This window comes from Telluria sp. BA11 (genome assembly GCF_056680305.1).
In genome coordinates, this window is sequence record NZ_CM155275.1 from 2,681,369 (window position 1) to 2,698,023 (window position 16,655).

Below are 16,655 nucleotides of genomic sequence, written 5' to 3' on the forward strand. Positions count from 1 at the left end.
GCATTTGCATAAAAAATTTCTTCAAAACAACAAATGTTAAAAATTATTAACATGAGATGTCATGTTGGGTAGCGGGTGTTGTGACCGTGGACTGCAACGCTGCGGCAACGCTGTAGGCAATCGAATGGGACTGGGTCAATGCGTTATGTTAGGATTGCAACATTTATGCAGCGCAGCATCAGTTGACGCGTTCACCAGCACAGAAGGCACAGAAATTGTCATTCCCAGGCGTCGACCGCCCTCCCTCCAGCGATAGTGACCTGGGCCGCCACGACCGCGAGGCGTTCGTCATATCGATCATCGTCCCGACCCGGAACCGCCCTGTGCTGCTGACGCGGGCGCTGGAATGTATCCAGTCTCAGACATTCGGATCCTTTGAAGTCATCGTCATTGACGATGGATCGAGCGCATCCACGCGCGCGGGATACGCAGCACTGTGGGAGGGCCTGGATGACCGTTTTCATCTGCATTTGCTCGGCAGTCCCGATGGCCCTGCAGTCGGGCCATCGGTTTCGCGCAATACCGGCATCGAGGCCGCTCGCGGCGAGATCCTGACATTCTGTGACGATGACGATTTCTGGACCAGCAACGAGCACCTGGCAAGCATGGCGGACGTCTTTACCGCCGATGCGCGCGTCGACCTGTACATCGCCAACCAGAATGCAGTCGCCGCCAGTGGCGTCGTGGAGCGGGCCGATTGGCTACCCGCATTGATGCAGCAGGTAAGCAAGCGGACGCGCAGCCATCCCCTTGGCCATGTCATCGACCTGGACCAATTGATTGCCAGTGGAGGTTTTGCCCAACTGAACATCGTGGCGCTACGCAAGGCAACCGCCACCGCCGTCGGCGGCTTCTGGACCCGCACCACTTATGAGGAAGACCGTGACTTCTTCTGGCGCGTGGCCGATGCTGCGCGCACGATTTTCTTCAATCCCACCGTGGTAGCGCAGCACAACGTGCCGGATCCGACACGGCAGACCAATCTGTCGCGCAGCGTGTCCCAGGCCGAGCGCTGGTTGTTGTCGGTATTGGTGTCCCAGCACATCACGATGAGTGTCCGCAGCGCTGCCATCCGCAGGCTGTGCCAGTCATACGAAGGCGATATCCTGCGCCATCTGTCGCGCTACTGGTCGAATGAAGGCAGACATGAACTTGCTCTGCACTATGCGCGCCGTGCGCTGGCTGCCCGTGCTTCGCTCAAGTGGGCCTTGTATACGGCCGCACTGGCCGGTCGTCATCTGATGCGCGGAAGGACAGCATGAGCACACGACATAAAGTTCTTGTGATCGGCGATGACACGCGCAGTTTCCTGTCGACCGTCCGTTCGCTTGGCCGCCAAGGGCTCGAAGTGCACGTGGCGCCGTTCAACTTTCGCGCCACTGCGCTCAAGTCGCGTTACATCCGCGCGGTGCACTTTCTGCCGTATTACCTCGACGGCGGGCACGAATGGCTCGCGGCGATCGGTGCGCTGCTGCGCGAGCACCGTTTTTCACTGGTGATCCCGTGCGACGAGCGCGGCCTCCTGCCGTTGTGCCTGCATCGCGATGCGCTGGCGCTGTTGAGTCCTTTGGCAATTCCATCGCCCGATGCACTCGACATCTTCTTCGACAAGGTCGGTACGCGCGCGCTGGCCACCTCGGTCGATGTGCCGGTTGCCCCCGGGCGCATGCTCGATGCCGCCGATACGGTCGAGCAGATCGTGGCCGATATCGGTCTGCCGGTGGTGATCAAGGAGCCGATGTCGTACGCCTTGCCGGAGCTATATGTCCGCACCAGTACCCGCATCATCCAGGAGCGGGCCGAATTGCAAGCCTGGCTCGCGCGCCGCGTCGCCACGGGCGAAACCGGTCCGATCCTGCTCGAACAGATGTTCCCCGGCTTCGGTTTGGGTGTCTCCGTGCTGTGCCATGAAGGCGAAGTCCTGCAGGCGTTCGAGCACCACCGTGCGCATGAATTGAACGGCAGCAGCTATTACCGCAAAAGCGCACCGCTCGATCCGCAGCGCCTGGCGGCGGTGGAACGCATGGCGCGCGCCAGCCGCTACACGGGCCTGGCCATGTTCGAATTCAAGGTCGATCCGGCCAACGGCAGCTGGATCCTGATCGAAGTCAATGCGCGTCCGTGGGGATCGCTGCCGCTGCCGGTCTCGATCGGCGTCGATTTCCCGTATCGCTTGTACCAGCTGCTGGCGCTTGGCGAAGCGACGCCCCCGCGCCCTTATCCGGCCGGGCGTTATTGCCGCAACCTGGTGCTCGATATGTGGCAGGCCAGGGTCGGTGCCGCGAACCTGGTGCGTCGGCCCGCCAGACTGGCGCTGCACTGCGCTGCCTGGGCCTGGAGTTTTCACCGCGTGCTGATCGGGCGCGAGCACAACGACACGCTGGTGCTGGACGATCCGCGGCCGGGCTTGCAGGAACTGCGCGAACTGGTCGCCAGCCGGCTCGCGTCGCGTCGCGCCCCGGCGCCGGCGCCGCTGGCGCCGCGCCTGGCCGAACTGTTCGCAGCCAAGCGTGGCCACCCGGTCAAGGTGCTGTTTGTCTGCCAGGGCAATATCAACCGCAGCAGCTATGCGGAATTGAAAAGCAGCCAGCTGTTCGGCACCGTGGCGCACTTCAGCTCGGCCGGCATGCTGCCGCGCAACCAGCGGGGTTCGCCGGCAGTGGCAATCGCGGTGGCAGCGCAGCGCGGCGTCGACATGACGGCCCACCGCTCGCGTCATGCGAGCGCAGCTTTGCTGGAAAGCGCCGATCTGGTGATCGTCTTCGACCGCATCAATCTTGACAGCATCGCGGCGCGCTACCCGGACTTGAAAAACAAGGTGTACCTGCTCGGCGAAACCTGCGCTGAGGCTGGCGCCGACTGCCAGATCCTCGATCCCGAAGGTAAGGACGACCGTACTTTCCAGGCAACCTACGAGCGCATTGACACCTGCCTCGAACAACTCGCCCGGACGGCGCCTGCGCCTGCCACACCCCGGTAATTACAGATGCTCAGACAATCCCACCACCGTCCGGCGCGCCTTGCGCCGGGCACCCCGCCGGTCCTGCTGGTCATTATCGATACCGAGGAAGAATTCGACTGGGGCCAGCCGTTCGACCGCGCCAGCACCGGCACGACGTCGATCGCCGGCCAGCCGTTGATGCACGAGCGCGTGTTCGATCCGCTGGGTATCGTGCCCACCTACGTCATCGACTGGCCGGTGGCAACCACGCCGGCGTCAAGTGCGGTGCTGCGTGGCCTGATGGAAGCCGGCCGCTGCGAGATCGGCACGCACCTGCATCCGTGGGTTTCGCCGCCGCACGATGAAGAAGTCTCGCGCAGCAATTCCTACGCCGGCAACCTGCCGCGCGAACTCGAGTACGACAAGCTGCGCATGCTGACCGAGGCCATCACACGCTCGTTCGGACGCCCCCCGGTGACCTTCAAGGCCGGCCGCTACGGGCTCGGCCCGCACACTGCCGAGTCGATTGCCGCGCTGGGCTACCAGGTCGACGCCAGCGTGGTGCCGTACAGCGCCTTCCTGGACGATGGCGGCCCCGATTTTCGGGCATTCGACGAGCATCCCTACTGGTTCGAAGCCGGCGGGCGCTCGTTGCTCGAGTTGCCCGTCACGACCGGCTACGCCGGCTGGATGCGCAGTCATGGACTGGCGCTGTACGAAGCCGCCCAGCAGAATTGGGCACGCAAGGCGCGCCTGGGCGGCATCCTGTCGCGCAGCGGTGCGCTCGAGCGTATCCGGCTGAGTCCTGAAGTGGCCACCGGCGCCGAAATGCGACGCCTGAGCCAGGCCCTCCATGGCGATGGCTGCCAGGTCTTCACGCTGACCTATCACAGCCCGTCGATGGTGGCGGGCCACACGCCCTATGTGCGTACCGCGGCCGAGCTGGAGCGCTTCATCACGACCGTGTACGATTACTGCACCTGGTTCCGTGACGAATTGGGCGGGCAGTTCCTCAGCGTCTCGGGCCTGGCTGCGCGCCTGCAGGCCGAGTCGGCCCATGCCGGCACGCCGCATCAGGCAGCTATTTGAACAACCAGCAGCCGTCAGCGGCGCGAACGACTTTCGTGGAGAGCCCGACCTTGCCGACTTTCTCGGTCATTATCGCGACGTACAATAACGCCCCGACGCTGGCGCGCGCCATCGCGTCGGTCCTGGCCCAGACGCATGCAGCGCACGAGATCATCGTCATCGACGACGGCTCTACCGATCATACCGCCGAGGTCGTGCAACCTTTCGGTGACCGTATCGTATATGTGCGCCAGCCCAATGCCGGCGTCGCCGCGGCGCGCAACAAGGGCGTGGAGATCGCCACCGGCAACTGGCTGGCCTTCCTCGATGCGGACGATGAATTCACCCCCGAGCGGCTGGCGCTGCATGCCGACTGGATCCGGGTCGAGCCGGATCTTGACTTCGTGGTCTCGGACCAGGAAGCCTGCGAGCCTGACGGCAAGTACGTCTGCCTGTTCCTCGCCGGCTGCACATCGGGCGGCAAGCTGCTGGCCAAGCAGCCGGGCGCGCAGCGCATCCGGATTGAGGAAGCCGATTTCGAGGACCTGATTGGCGACGGCTTCATGGAAACCCGCACGATGAGCATGCCGCGTGCGGCGTTCCTGCGCCTGGGCGGCTTCTCGGTGGAGCACAAGGTGGGCGAAGACCTGCACCTGTTCATCCGCCTGCTGGCCGAGAGCAAGAAGGGCGGCATGGTACCCCAGGTCGTTGCCAAATACTATATTTATCCGACCAGCACCCTGCGCAAGGACCCGGTGGTGGCCGAGGCGCGCTATGCGGCCGCGCTCGAATCGCTGGCGCCGCTGCTGCGCCGCGCGTCCACTCCGGTACGCCGGGGCTACCGTGCCAAGCGCCACGTCGTGCGTATGCGCGCGGCCATGCTTTACCTGCGCACCGGCCGGCACCGCGAAGCGTTCAGGATGGTGCTGCCGTCGCTGTTCGATTCGTTTTCGCTGAGCACCGCGCATGACGTCATATCGATCGCGCGCGGCTGGCCGAAACCGCGCAAGGCCCGGTCGCGCTCTGTCTAGCTGGCGGCCGGCGGGTGGCGCCCGGCCACCAGTGCGCGCAGCCGGCCCAGCCAGGGCCAGCGATACGCGTTGAGGTGATACATGATGCGCACTTCGTCGGTCCAGCGCAGGTGCCATTCCATTACCCGGCCATAGAACTCGATGCGCGCGAAGCGCCCGGCCCCGAAGATCGCGCGCGTGGCTTCCTCACGCATGAGGAGCGCTGGCGAGAGCCCATTGCCAATGCTTTCGTCATACGCCGTCTTGAGCACCACCACGCAGCCACCGCCTTCGATGCACAAGTCCATCGCCGCCAGCCTGTCGGCGATCCAGTAGCGCATTACGCAGGCCGCGCCATGGCCGGCGTACGCCTCCAGCATCATGCGGTAGAAGCGCCCTTGTGCATTGCCGGCCTCCACCGCGGTGCCATCCCTCGACTTCCAGCCGGCGCTTTCGAGCCGTCCGTAATCGGCCACCGCATCGGCCATCTCGTGCACGTCGCGGCTCATCTGCAGGCGCAGCAGCACGCCCTCGTCGGCCAGGCGCTTGCGCTGCTTGCGCAAGTTGGTTCGCAGGTTCTTGCCACGCGTGTTCCAGTAGTCATCGAAGCTGCCGGCCAGGGTGATCCGGGCCGTCTGGATATAGTCGAGGGTGCGCACGGCGTCGGTATCCGCCGGCCGCGCCATCAGCATCGGATCGCACTGGGTCAGGCCGAGCATGACGCCGGCGCCGGGAAGGGCGCGCAACAGAGCCGCCAGCTGCCCCGTGCGCGGCTGCGCGTCGCGCTGCAGCCACAGGCCGACCGGCGCCTGCGCCGGCTGGAAGGTCTGCCAGGCGCCGGCCCCGGCCGGGGTCAGGATCGCCATGATGTCGGTCTGGCCGTCCTGTTCGTGCCAGGCCAGCTGTTCGCGTCCGTTGCCAAAGACAGCCAGTGCGGTCGTGACGAAGTCGAGCGTGAGCAGGGGCGAGCTGCCGGCTGCGGCATGCAGGGCGCGCCAGCGTGCGCAGTGGGCGGGATCGGCATCGAAGCCCGCCGCCGGGATCACCGTCCAGCTCATGACGCCGCTGCCTGCTCGAGCGCGCGGCGCACGGTCGCCGCAAGCCAGGTGCGTTCCGCATCGTCGAGCGCCTGGTGGCAGGGCAGGCCGAACAAGCGTCGCCCCAGTTCCACGCTGTTGGCGCACACGCCGGCATCGACGCCGGGCCACAGGTGCGCGCCAAAGCGCACCATCGGTACGCCAGCAGCACGCAGGTGCTCAAACAGCGCTTCGGGGTGCTCTGCCAGCAGCGGGAATACCCAGGGACAGGCACCGTCGGGCAGCGCGGGAAACAGGGCGCGCCAGCCGGGGGCGCCGGCCAGGGCGCGTTCCAGCGCCAGGTAGTGATGGCGTCGGCGCTGCACGAGGCGCGCGCGCGCGGCGCGGCGCGGCGCAGCACGGTGCGCGAGAACCATGACGAGCGCCGGTCGATCCAGCGCGGATCGAAGTCGAAGCTGCTGTCCGACGATGCAGGGGCCAGCGTTGTCGCGGCCGGCCCGTCGGCCGCTGCTGCGCGCCGCTTGACCCGGTTCCACAGCGCGGTGCGCAGACGCAGCGGCAGGATCAGGGCGGCGTGCAATAACGGCAGGCGCCCCTGGGCAAAGCTGGCCTCGAGGGCATTCAGGGCGGCCTTGGCCTCGAAACCGGCGCCGGCGCTGCGCAATTGCCGCGACGGCAGCCGGTGCCGGTACGAGACCAGGCAACCGCCTTCGAAGATCGGAAAGAATTTCATGCTGCTGCCGATCGCATAGTCGCCGCTGCTGCCGATGTTTACGCCGCCGTGCGCGCCGAAGAAGCAGTGGGCGCAATCCTCGACCAGCCCGATGGCGTGCGTATCGCACAGCGCGCGCAAGGGCGCGAGGTCTTGCGGAAAGCCGAAGAAATGGGTCGCCATGATCGCTTTGACACCCGGACCGATCTTGCGTGCGATATCGGCCAGGTCGATCGTGGTGTCGGGGTGAACGCGGTAGAACACGACTTCGGCGCCGCGCCAGTGCACCGGCGGGATCATCGACAGGCTGTGATAGGCCGGAACCAGCACCGTGTCGCCCGGGCCCACGCCCAGCGCGCGCAGCGCCATGCCGATCGCGATCCGTCCACTCGAAACCAGCTGCACCGCAGGCGCGTCGTCAAGCGCCGGCAAGGTCGGGCCATCCGACGCGAAAGTGGCCAGTGAAAGGACCGGAACGGCAGGGATGGCGCGCATGGGTGTGCTGTTGTTGTTTATTCGCTGCATGATTTCAATATAGCATGCGTTCCCGGCGTTCCAGCATACCGGCGCCCCCCCGGCCGGGCCGGCGCGCGGGTGGCGAAACGGCTATGCAAGCGCTTGCAGTCAGGCCCGAACTGGTAAGATGGCGAATGCGCCGCGCTACTCCCACCTCAGGCGGGCACCAGATCCGAACCCGATGAATTATCTGATCCACGACAGTATTTTCGAGAGCGCAGCGCGCACCCCGGATGCCGAGGCCCTGGCCCATGGCGCTTTGCGTTGCACCTATGCCCAACTGGCGGAGCAGGTGCGCGCCGCGGCTGCCCTGTTTCTGGCGCATGGCCTGCAGCCGGGCGAGCGCGTTGCCGTGTACATGGAAAAGCGCATCGAGAACGTGGTGGCCATGTTCGGTGCCGCTGCCGCCGGCTGCGTGTTCGTGCCGGTCAATCCGCTGCTCAAGCCCGAACAGGTGGCCTACATCCTGGCCGACTGCAATGTACGCCTGCTGGCGACCACGCCTGAACGCCATGCCCAGCTGGGCACGGCGCTGGCCGGCTGCCCCGACCTGGGCGCGCTGCTGCTGACCGATGGCGCCGCAGCCGCTACGTCCACGACGTCCCCCACGGATACTCCCGCGGCCCAGCCCGCGATTCTGCGCTGGGCGCAGCTTGAAGGCAGTACCGCCGGCATGGCTGCGACGCCCCATTCGCGCATCGATACCGACATGGCCGCTATCCTGTACACCTCGGGCAGCACCGGTGCACCCAAGGGGGTGGTCCTGTCGCACCGGAATATGGTCGCGGGCGCTGCCAGCGTTGCCAGCTATCTTGACCTGTCTGCCGCCGACCGCCTGCTGGCGGTGCTGCCACTGAGCTTTGACTATGGCCTGAGCCAGCTGACCACGGCGTTCCTGCGCGGCGCGGCAGTCGTGCTCATGAATTACCTGTTTCCGAAGGATATCGTCGCCCTTGTGCAGGCCGAACGCATCACCGGCCTGGCTGCAGTGCCGCCATTGTGGATCGCCCTGTCGCGCCTGGCGTGGCCCAAGGCATGCTCGCTGCGTTTCATCACCAATTCCGGCGGCGCCATGCCGGTCGTGACGGTGAGGGCACTGCAAGAGGCGTTGCCAGCGGCCGAGATCTTCCTGATGTATGGCCTGACCGAGGCGTTTCGCTCGACGTACCTGCCGCCGGCCGAGCTGGCGCGCCGCCCGGACTCGATCGGCCGCGCGATCCCCAACGCCGAGGTGCTGGTGGTGCGCCCGGACGGCAGCCTGTGCGACCCGGATGAGCCGGGTGAGCTGGTACACCGCGGCGCGCTGGTGGCGCTGGGCTACTGGAACGACGCGGCGCGTACCGCACTGCGTTTCCGGCCTTCTCCGGGCCAGCATCCGGCCCTGCCGTTGCCCGAGCTGGCCGTATGGTCGGGCGACACCGTGCGCCGCGATGCCGACGGCTTCCTGTATTTCATCGGGCGTAGCGACGACATGATCAAGGTTTCCGGCTACCGCATCAGCCCGACCGAAGTCGAGAGCGTGCTGCATGCAAGCGGCCTGGTGAGCGAAGTGGCCGTGTTCGGTGTTGACGACCAGCAGCTGGGCCAGGCCATCGTCGCCGTGGCGGTTGCCGATCCCGCAGTGATCGACCGCGCGGCCTTGCTGGCCGAATGCCGCCGCCGTCTGCCGGCCTACATGGTCCCGGCCGACATCGTGTTGCGCACCGAAGCGTTGCCGCGCAATCCGAACGGCAAGATCGACCGCAACCTGTTACGCCAAACCATCCTGCGCGGCGTGTGACGCCGCGCGCCCACCCATTCGTTTCGTTCGCACGCTCATGACCGGCACCAAGCCCCAGCACGCTCCCCAGATCCACTTTCCCGTGGTCGACGATGTCCTCCAGGTAGGCGGCATTGCGCTGCCCCGGCTGGCGCAGCGCGTCGGCCGCACGCCGTTCTATGCCATCGACCGCGCCGTCTGCAGCGCCCAGGTTGCCGGGCTGCGCGCCGTGCTGCCGCCGGCGGTCGCGCTGCATTACTCGATCAAGGCCAACCCGATGCCGGTGCTGGTGCAGCACATGGCCGGTATCGTCGATGGCCTGGACGTTGCATCCAGCAGCGAATTGAAGACCGCGCTCGATACCGGGATCGATCCGGCGCGCATCAGCTTTGCCGGCCCGGCCAAGCTGGAAGCGGAACTGAGCCAGGCGATCGCCAGCGGCGCGTGCCTGAATATCGAATCGGAACACGAACTGGCGGGTGCTGCGCGCGTCGGCGAGCGGCTCGGTATCACGCCGCGCGTGGCGCTGCGCATCAATCCCGAGTTCGAACTGAAATCGTCAGGCATGAAGATGGGCGGTGGCGCCAAGCCGTTCGGCATCGACGCCGAGCTGGCGCCGGACATGCTGCGCCAGGTCGCGGCGCTGGGCCTGGATTTCCAGGGTTTTCACATTTTCAGCGGCTCGCAGAGCCTGCGCCTGGACGCCATCATCGAGGCGCAGTCGCGCAGCATCGAGCTGGCGCTGCGCCTGGCGGGCGAGAGCCCGCTGACGGTGTACCAGGTAAACATCGGCGGGGGGCTGGGGATTCCCTACTTTCCCGGCGAAACGCGGCTCGATCCGGCCCCGATGGGCGAGCACCTGGCGCAATGGGTGCCGCGCCTGGAGCAGGCCCTGCCGCAGGCCCGTCTCGCGATCGAGCTGGGCCGCTACCTTGTCGGCGAAGCCGGTGTGTACGTGGCGCGCGTGATCGACCGCAAGGTGTCACGCGGCGAAGTATTCCTTGTCCTCGATGGCGGCATGCACCATCATCTGGCCGCCTCCGGCAATCTGGGGCAAGTGATCCGCAAGAATTATCCGGTTGCGATCGGCAACCGCATCAACGCACAGAATGACGCACCGGACAGCGGCCTGGCATCGGCCACGGGCCCGCTGTGCACTCCGCTCGACATCCTGGCCGAGCGCATGCCACTGGCGCATGCCCGCATTGACGACCTGGTGGTGGTGTTCCAGTCTGGCGCGTATGGCGCCAGCGCCAGTCCGGCGGGCTTTCTCGGCCATCCGGCGGCGCTGGAAGTGCTCGTTTAACGCCGCTTCGGCGGCGCCGCAGCGCGCGCCTTGGCGCGCTCGCTGGCACGCTGCTGGTAGCGCTCCAGGAATGGCAGCCGGATCGGCGGCGTATTGTCCGGTTGCGGGTCACGGATCAATACCTTGTCGAGCGTGATCAGGATCGCGATGATGTAGTAGATCAGGTCATAGTAGGCCAGCGTCAAAAATGCGCCTGCCGTCATGTAGCCGATGATGCTGACCTGGCACATGCGCGCGAGCATGGCCGCCCAAGCCAGTTCTTCCTTGTCGCGGCAATGGCGAATCACGCGTGAACCGGTACGCCAGGTCACGACGAACAGGGTCAGGAACAACAGCAGGCCAAAGTAACCGAGTTCTCCCAGGATTTGGAAATAGATGCTGTGGGCATCGTAGAAGCGGGTCGGGTCCGGCGCATACAGCTGGAACATGTTCGGCGTGAAGACGTTGGGACCGCCCCCGAGCGGATGGGCATTGGCTACATTGATCGCAAAATACCAGGAGTTGATGCGACCGGTGGCCGAGGCATCTTCGTCATAGGTCTCGATCGTATGCATGCGCCCCATCCATTCGGGTGGCATGCTCAGCAGGACGAACGGCACTATCACGGCGAACGCCACGCCGATCCTGACCTTGTGCGCCGATTTGATCCACAAGAAGAAGCCCATGGCAAACGCGCCGAGCAAGGCGCCACGCGAATACGAGCCGATCGCAGCCAGCGTGGTAAGCGCCGCCATCCCGATCACTGCGCGCTTGAGCCACTTCGATTCGACGAGGGTGATTACATAGACCAGTAACGGGGTGATGGTGACCAGCGCCAGCGCCAGGGTGTTGTTGTCGCTGATAAAGCTACTGCGCGGGCCGAGCATACCTGCGCCACCACCGCTGACGATCACGAAGATGCCGCTCTTGATGCCCCAGAAGCCGAGCGAGAGCGCGACTGCCAGCGCCAGTATCTTGACATCGTTGGCGGTGCGCACGGTCAGGAGCGTGACGAAGACCATCAGCATGATCTTGCTGGTACGGTCCCAGTCAATCCAGGCCTCGCTTGGCAGCTGGGCGAAGATGGTGGCAATCGTGATCCAGATACAGAACAGGATCAGGACCACGGTTGGCGCCGACATCGGGAGCTTCTTTTTCTCTTTCGAGATCACGACCGAGATCAGGGTCACGACGCACAGGATCAGCGCAAACTGGAACGACTGGGCAAAGCCGTACGTCAAGCGATGCGGATTCATCAGGCTGAACACCGCATAGGCGATGGCGCCCACCACCGGACGCTTGAAGATGAAAGGAATGACCGCAAGAAAAGCGGCAAACAGAATCAGGTCACGCACGGCGCTGCAGCCTCTCGAACAGTGCCACCGCGCGGCGTGCGTTGGCACGCCAGGTCAGTTGTTGCTCGTCGATGGTGGCGCGCGCATTGGCTGCCACTTTGGTGCGCAGCGCGATGTCGTCGCACAGGCGCTTGACCGCGCCAGCCAGGCCGGCCGGGGTTTCGGGATCGAACAGTACCGCGTTGTAGTCGGCGCGCAGGATTTCGCGGATATTCGGCTGGTCGGGACCAACGATGGCCTTGCCCAGTGCCAGGTACTCGAACAGCTTCAGGGGCGAGGCATACTTGACCACGGCCGGCTGCAGAGCAATGTCGAAGGCGGCCACATGGCGCGCCACGTCGTCGCGCCCGACGATGCCGGTGAACTTGACCCGGTGCGCGACCCCGAGATCGCGCGCCTGCTGCTCGAGTGTGGCGCGCACCGGACCGTCGCCGACCACCAGCAGGTGGCGGTGGGCGTCAGGCGGATCCTGGGCGATCAGGTCGATCACCTTGTCCAGGCCGTGCCAGTCGCGTACGAAGCCGGTAAAGCCCAGCACCAGGTATTGTTCCAGGCCGAGTGCGCGTTTGGCGGCCAGTACGTCCGGCGCATTGGCGAAGCGCTCGGGATCGATGCCGTTCGGGATCACCTCGATGCGCTGGGGATCGACGCCGTACGATTGCACGATATCGCCCAGCACCCGGGTCACCGGCAGCACCATGTCGGCATTGCGCCAGGCATACGCCTGCGACCAGCGCGCCAGTCCGGTGAGCGCCAGACCGTCGTAGCGCGCGCGTTCTTCGAGGATTGGGGCATTGACTTCGAGCAGCATTGGCAGCTTGTACTTGCGCGCCAGCCAGATACCAGCCGGCAAGAAGAGATTGTAGCGCTCGTACAGCACGTCCGGCCGATGCTGCTTGACGGCCTTCGCCAGGCGCCGGTAGGCAACCAGCGAATAGGACAGCTCCATCAGTTCATAGAACGTCTTCGGCAGATGGCGCTTGAGCCAGGCGACCGGCCCGGCGTCCGAGCCAAACGATTCGGTCTCGGCGCTCGGCGGCGCAACGATCACGACTTCGTGGCCTTCGGCACGCAGGGCGCGGATCATTTCTTCGATGTGGACGTACTGGCCGTCCTTGGAACGGGTGCGGTGATGGTAAAGGATTTTCACGCGGCTTTTCTCGCCATGATGGAGTGGAACAGGTCGATCTGGCCCTGGGTGGTCGGTTGCCAGCCGAAGTTTTCGGCATAGCGGCGGGTGGCGGCGTGTTCCGGGTAATTGGCGCGCAACTGGCCCAGGGCCTGGACCAGGCCTTGCGGGGTACGCTCCGGCATCAGGACGCCCGCGTCGGGCGACGCGACAACTTCCGGCGTGCCCCACACATTGCTGGCCACCACCGGGGTGCCGCACGCCATGCTCTCGAGCAGCACATTGGCCCAGCCTTCACGGCTCGAGGCCAGCACCAGCGCGTCGGCCGCGTTGTAGTAAGTTTTCAGTTCGGTTTGCGGCACGGCGCCCAGCAGCTTGACGCGCTCCTGCACGCCAAGTTCACGCGCCAGCTGCACCAGATTGTTCTTCTGCGGGCCGATACCGGCGATCAGGAGGTCGACCTCCGGCAGCAGCGGCAGCGCGCGAATGATCAGGTCGTGCGCCTTGCGCGGATCGAGCAGGCCCACCGAGAGCAGCGTGAAGCGACCCGGCGCCAGGCCGATGTTCGCTCTGGCCTGTGCGCGGTCGGCCGGCATGAAGCGCTCCAGGTCGACGCCGTTGCGCAACGGCGTGATGTGGGCGGGCGCAACACCGAGCTCGACCATTTCGTCCTTGAGCGCCTGGCAGACGGTGATGACGCCGTCAGCGTCGCGCGCTGCCTGCAAGATGAGCTGGCGCGGACGCGCGTACTGCGGAATCAGGTTGATGTCGGTACCGCGGGCGGTCACCACAACTGGTTTGTTGAAGTACTTGCCCAGCATGACGGCCGCCACGCCGTCTGGATAGAAATAATGGGCATCGATGGCATCGAAATCATAGCCTTCGTCGAGGATGCGGCCCACTTCCTTTTTCGCGGCGTGCGCCAGCGAATACGGCGTCAGGTTCATGCCAAACCGTGGCACCACCAGGTAGCGCGGGTGGGTGACGTGGATGCCGTTGCGGGTTTCCTGGCGCGGCACCTTGGCCAATGTGCCGTAATGGCCGAAGCTTTCTCCCTTGAGCGGGAACCATGGCACAGGGGCGACCACACGTGACTCGACCTTGCCGCTTGCAATCAGGTAGCGTAAACGGGTTTCCACGAAGATGCCGTGATTGGGCTGCTGGGCGTTGGGGTAGAGAGTGCTGAAGGTAAGTAACTTCATCGGGAGTGTCGAATGCCTGGTCAGTGCGCCATCCGATGTGCAATTCGGGCGGGTGATTGAGATGTGCTGTCGTGATTATGCGAAAAATTTTGCCTAGCGGCAGTACGATTGGCAGAGGACGCATAAATTTTTGACAAGCATGATACTATAATTCAAGTTCTGTTCCGCACTTGTTACGTGTGGCAAGTTTTTTACTTTATGTGGAAAAATAGCCAGCTTCGCCGCGCTGCTCTGCCGGTTCTTTTTGTTCAGTTACTCCATCTCCCTATTACATTATGAAGATTACTATCATTGGCACCGGTTATGTCGGCCTAGTTTCGGGCGCTTGCTTCGCCGACGTCGGCAATACCGTGCTGTGCCTTGACGTCAACGACGAAAAAATTGCGATGCTGAAAAACGGCGTCATTCCGATCCATGAGCCAGGTCTGGACAACATGGTCGAGCGCAACGCCAGCGCAGGTCGCCTTCTGTTTTCGACCAGCTATGACGAAGCAATTGCGCATGCCGAATGCGTATTCCTGGCAGTGGGCACCCCGCCGGATGAAGACGGCAGCGCCGACCTGACCCATATCCTGGCTGCAGCCCGCTCGATCGGCCAGCGCATCGAAAAACCAATCGTCGTGGTCGACAAGTCGACCGTACCGGTCGGTACCGCCGACAAGGTGCGGGCCGCCATCCAGGGCGAACTCGACAAGCGTGGCAGCACCGTGTCGTTCTCGGTGGTGAGCAATCCCGAGTTCCTGAAAGAAGGCGCGGCCATTGATGACTTCATGCGTCCGGACCGTATCGTGGTCGGCAGCGACGACGCCGTCGCCACCAAACTGATGCGCCAGCTGTACGCGCCGTTCAGCCGCAACCATGAAAAGCTGGTCGAGATGGACGTGCGCAGCGCTGAGCTGACCAAGTACGCCGCCAATGCGATGCTGGCTACCCGCATCAGCTTCATGAACGAGCTGGCCAACCTGGCCGAAGTGCTGGGCGCCGACATTGAAGCCGTCCGTCACGGCATGGGCCTGGACCCGCGCATCGGCTCGCAATTCCTGTACGCCGGCATGGGCTACGGCGGTTCGTGCTTCCCGAAAGACGTCAAGGCGCTGGTCAAGACCGGCGGCGACCACGGCCAGGTGCTGCACATCCTGGAAGCGACCGAACTGGTCAACGACAACCAGAAGAACGTGCTGTTCAAGAAGCTCGAGCGCTTCTACGGCGGCGCCGCTGCCCTGAAGGGCAAGACCATCGCTGTCTGGGGCCTGTCGTTCAAGCCGAATACCGACGACATGCGCGAAGCGCCAAGCCTGGTGCTGCTCAAGGAACTGTTCGACGCTGGCTGCCACGTGCGTGCCTACGACCCGGTCGCCAGCACCGAAGCGCTGCGCGTGCTCGAACGCGAACACGGTGCTGAACGCGTGACCGAGCTGCTGACCATCGTTACTTCGGCCACCGCCGCGACCGATAATGCCGATGCACTGGTGCTGGTCACCGAATGGAAAGAATTCCGCGCGCCGGACTTCACCGCGCTGGCTTCGATCCTGCGCGACAAGGCCATCTTCGACGGCCGCAACATCTATGATCCGCTCGAGGTCGCTGCAGCAGGCCTGTCGTACGAGGGAATCGGGCGCGTCAGCCGGACAGCTGCCTGATGCTCTCCGGTCACCATCGTATCCTGGTCACGGGTGCTGCCGGCTTTGTCGGCAGTTTCGTGGCCGCGCGCCTGGCGGCCATGGGCCATCAGGTCGTCGGCTGCGACAACTTCAACGATTACTACGATCCGCGCCTCAAGCATGATCGGGTGGCGGCGCTGCTGGCCCCGGCCGGCATCGCCTGCCATACCGTCGAACTGAGCGACATGGCCCAGGTCGAGGCGCTGTTTGCGCGCGAACAGCCCACGCTCGTGGTGCACCTGGCCGCCCAGGCCGGCGTGCGCTACTCGCTCGAGAATCCGGCTGCCTATGTGCAGTCGAACCTGGTGGCATTCGGCAATATGCTCGAAGCATGTCGCCAGCACGCGATCGAACACTTGCTGTATGCCAGCAGCAGCAGCGTGTACGGCGCCAATGCCAAGGTGCCGTTCAGCGAAGACGACCAGGTTGATGCGCCTGTGTCACTGTACGCCGCCACCAAGAAGTCGAACGAACTGATGGCGCACTCGTACAGCCACCTGTTCAAGCTGCCGGCTACCGGTTTGCGCTTCTTTACCGTCTATGGTCCATGGGGTCGGCCCGACATGGCGTACTTCAGCTTTGCCGAGAAGATGATGCGCGGTGACACGATTCCAGTGTTTGCCGAGGGCTTGCTCACGCGGGACTTCACCTATATCGACGATATCGTTGAGGGCGTGGTGCGGCTTCTGTTCAAACCGACGCCAGGTACCGCCACGTCGGCGCCGCATTCGGTGTTCAATATCGGTAACCACAATCCGGTACGGGTGCTGGAATTCATCGAGACGCTGGAAAACGTGATGGGTGTGCAGGCACGCAAGGAATTCCTGCCAATGCAACCGGGCGACGTGCCGGCCACGCATGCCTCAATCGACAAGCTCAAGGCCTGGGTGGACTTTGCCCCGACCACGTCGCTGGCGACCGGCCTGGCCCAATTCTGGGCCTGGTACCGTGAATGGGCACCGGACCGCGTCTAAGAAGCA

At 64.6% G+C, this 16,655-nt stretch carries 13 protein-coding genes and 1 pseudogene; 8 read left to right on the top strand and 6 right to left on the bottom strand.

The genetic code is table 11. The annotated features are described in order from the left end of the window. Positions 1-182 precede the first annotated feature (182 nt). Genes AC1MGT_RS11765 through AC1MGT_RS11780 form a run of 4 tightly spaced genes read left to right on the top strand, consistent with a single transcriptional unit; the run spans position 183 to position 5,040 of the window. Positions 183-1,262, top strand: coding sequence for a glycosyltransferase family A protein (locus AC1MGT_RS11765; RefSeq protein WP_499500310.1), 1,080 nt, complete (start codon positions 183-185; stop codon positions 1,260-1,262). Beyond that, positions 1,259-2,980 (top strand): arsenate reductase/protein-tyrosine-phosphatase family protein, encoded by a 1,722-nt coding sequence (locus AC1MGT_RS11770; protein WP_499500311.1) that lies wholly within the window; start codon positions 1,259-1,261, stop codon positions 2,978-2,980. Before AC1MGT_RS11765 ends, AC1MGT_RS11770 begins: the two co-directional genes overlap by 4 nt. 6 nt (positions 2,981-2,986) lie before the next feature. Next, the gene (locus AC1MGT_RS11775) at positions 2,987-4,030 is read left to right on the top strand and encodes a polysaccharide deacetylase family protein (RefSeq protein ID WP_499500312.1); all 1,044 of its coding nucleotides are present in this window, start codon (positions 2,987-2,989) and stop codon (positions 4,028-4,030) included. Positions 4,031-4,080: 50 nt separating this feature from the next. Further along, complete coding sequence (locus AC1MGT_RS11780; RefSeq protein WP_499500313.1) at positions 4,081-5,040, top strand: glycosyltransferase; 960 nt, start codon at positions 4,081-4,083, stop codon at positions 5,038-5,040. Here AC1MGT_RS11780 and AC1MGT_RS11785 read toward each other — a convergent pair. From AC1MGT_RS11785 to AC1MGT_RS11795, 3 genes and pseudogenes are all read right to left on the bottom strand, one after another. Further along, entirely contained in the window at positions 5,037-6,077 is a 1,041-nt protein-coding gene (locus AC1MGT_RS11785; protein ID WP_499500314.1) for a GNAT family N-acetyltransferase, read from the bottom strand. The genes AC1MGT_RS11780 and AC1MGT_RS11785 overlap by 4 nt on opposite strands. Then, on the bottom strand, positions 6,074-6,472 hold the full coding sequence (locus tag AC1MGT_RS11790) for a hypothetical protein (RefSeq protein ID WP_499500315.1): 399 nt from the start codon (positions 6,470-6,472) through the stop codon (positions 6,074-6,076). The genes AC1MGT_RS11785 and AC1MGT_RS11790 overlap by 4 nt, the downstream gene beginning before the upstream one ends. A 146-nt stretch (positions 6,473-6,618) precedes the next feature. After that, positions 6,619-7,293, bottom strand: a pseudogene (locus tag AC1MGT_RS11795) (aminotransferase class I/II-fold pyridoxal phosphate-dependent enzyme); the annotation flags it as partial. 172 nt (positions 7,294-7,465) lie between these two features. Here AC1MGT_RS11795 and AC1MGT_RS11800 point away from each other — a divergent pair. Next, positions 7,466-9,064, top strand: coding sequence for an acyl-CoA ligase (AMP-forming), exosortase A system-associated (locus tag AC1MGT_RS11800; protein WP_499500316.1), 1,599 nt, complete (start codon positions 7,466-7,468; stop codon positions 9,062-9,064). Between the two features lie 37 nt (positions 9,065-9,101). Next, positions 9,102-10,349: a pyridoxal-dependent decarboxylase, exosortase A system-associated gene (locus tag AC1MGT_RS11805; RefSeq protein WP_499500317.1), complete on the top strand. Its 1,248-nt coding sequence runs from the start codon at positions 9,102-9,104 to the stop codon at positions 10,347-10,349. Here AC1MGT_RS11805 and AC1MGT_RS11810 read toward each other — a convergent pair. The 3 genes from AC1MGT_RS11810 to AC1MGT_RS11820 are packed head-to-tail and all read right to left on the bottom strand — an operon-like array spanning position 10,346 to position 14,014. Beyond that, complete coding sequence (locus tag AC1MGT_RS11810; RefSeq protein ID WP_499500318.1) at positions 10,346-11,683, bottom strand: putative O-glycosylation ligase, exosortase A system-associated; 1,338 nt, start codon at positions 11,681-11,683, stop codon at positions 10,346-10,348. The two genes, AC1MGT_RS11805 and AC1MGT_RS11810, sit on opposite strands and share 4 nt — an antisense overlap. Beyond that, a complete protein-coding gene (locus AC1MGT_RS11815) occupies positions 11,676-12,833 on the bottom strand; it encodes a glycosyltransferase family 4 protein (RefSeq protein ID WP_499500319.1) in 1,158 nt (385 codons plus the stop codon). The genes AC1MGT_RS11810 and AC1MGT_RS11815 overlap by 8 nt, the downstream gene beginning before the upstream one ends. Then, on the bottom strand, positions 12,830-14,014 hold the full coding sequence (locus AC1MGT_RS11820; RefSeq protein WP_499500320.1) for a glycosyltransferase family 4 protein: 1,185 nt from the start codon (positions 14,012-14,014) through the stop codon (positions 12,830-12,832). Before AC1MGT_RS11820 ends, AC1MGT_RS11815 begins: the two co-directional genes overlap by 4 nt. Positions 14,015-14,289: 275 nt before the next feature. Here AC1MGT_RS11820 and AC1MGT_RS11825 point away from each other — a divergent pair, with 275 nt between their 5' ends. Both AC1MGT_RS11825 and AC1MGT_RS11830 read left to right on the top strand, forming a co-directional pair. Beyond that, positions 14,290-15,654 carry a UDP-glucose dehydrogenase family protein gene (locus AC1MGT_RS11825; protein WP_499500321.1) on the top strand — a complete coding sequence of 455 codons (1,365 nt, stop codon included), beginning with the start codon at positions 14,290-14,292 and terminating at the stop codon, positions 15,652-15,654. Next, positions 15,654-16,649, top strand: coding sequence for an NAD-dependent epimerase/dehydratase family protein (locus AC1MGT_RS11830; protein ID WP_499500322.1), 996 nt, complete (start codon positions 15,654-15,656; stop codon positions 16,647-16,649). The genes AC1MGT_RS11825 and AC1MGT_RS11830 overlap by 1 nt, the downstream gene beginning before the upstream one ends. The last annotated feature ends 6 nt before the right edge of the window (positions 16,650-16,655 follow it).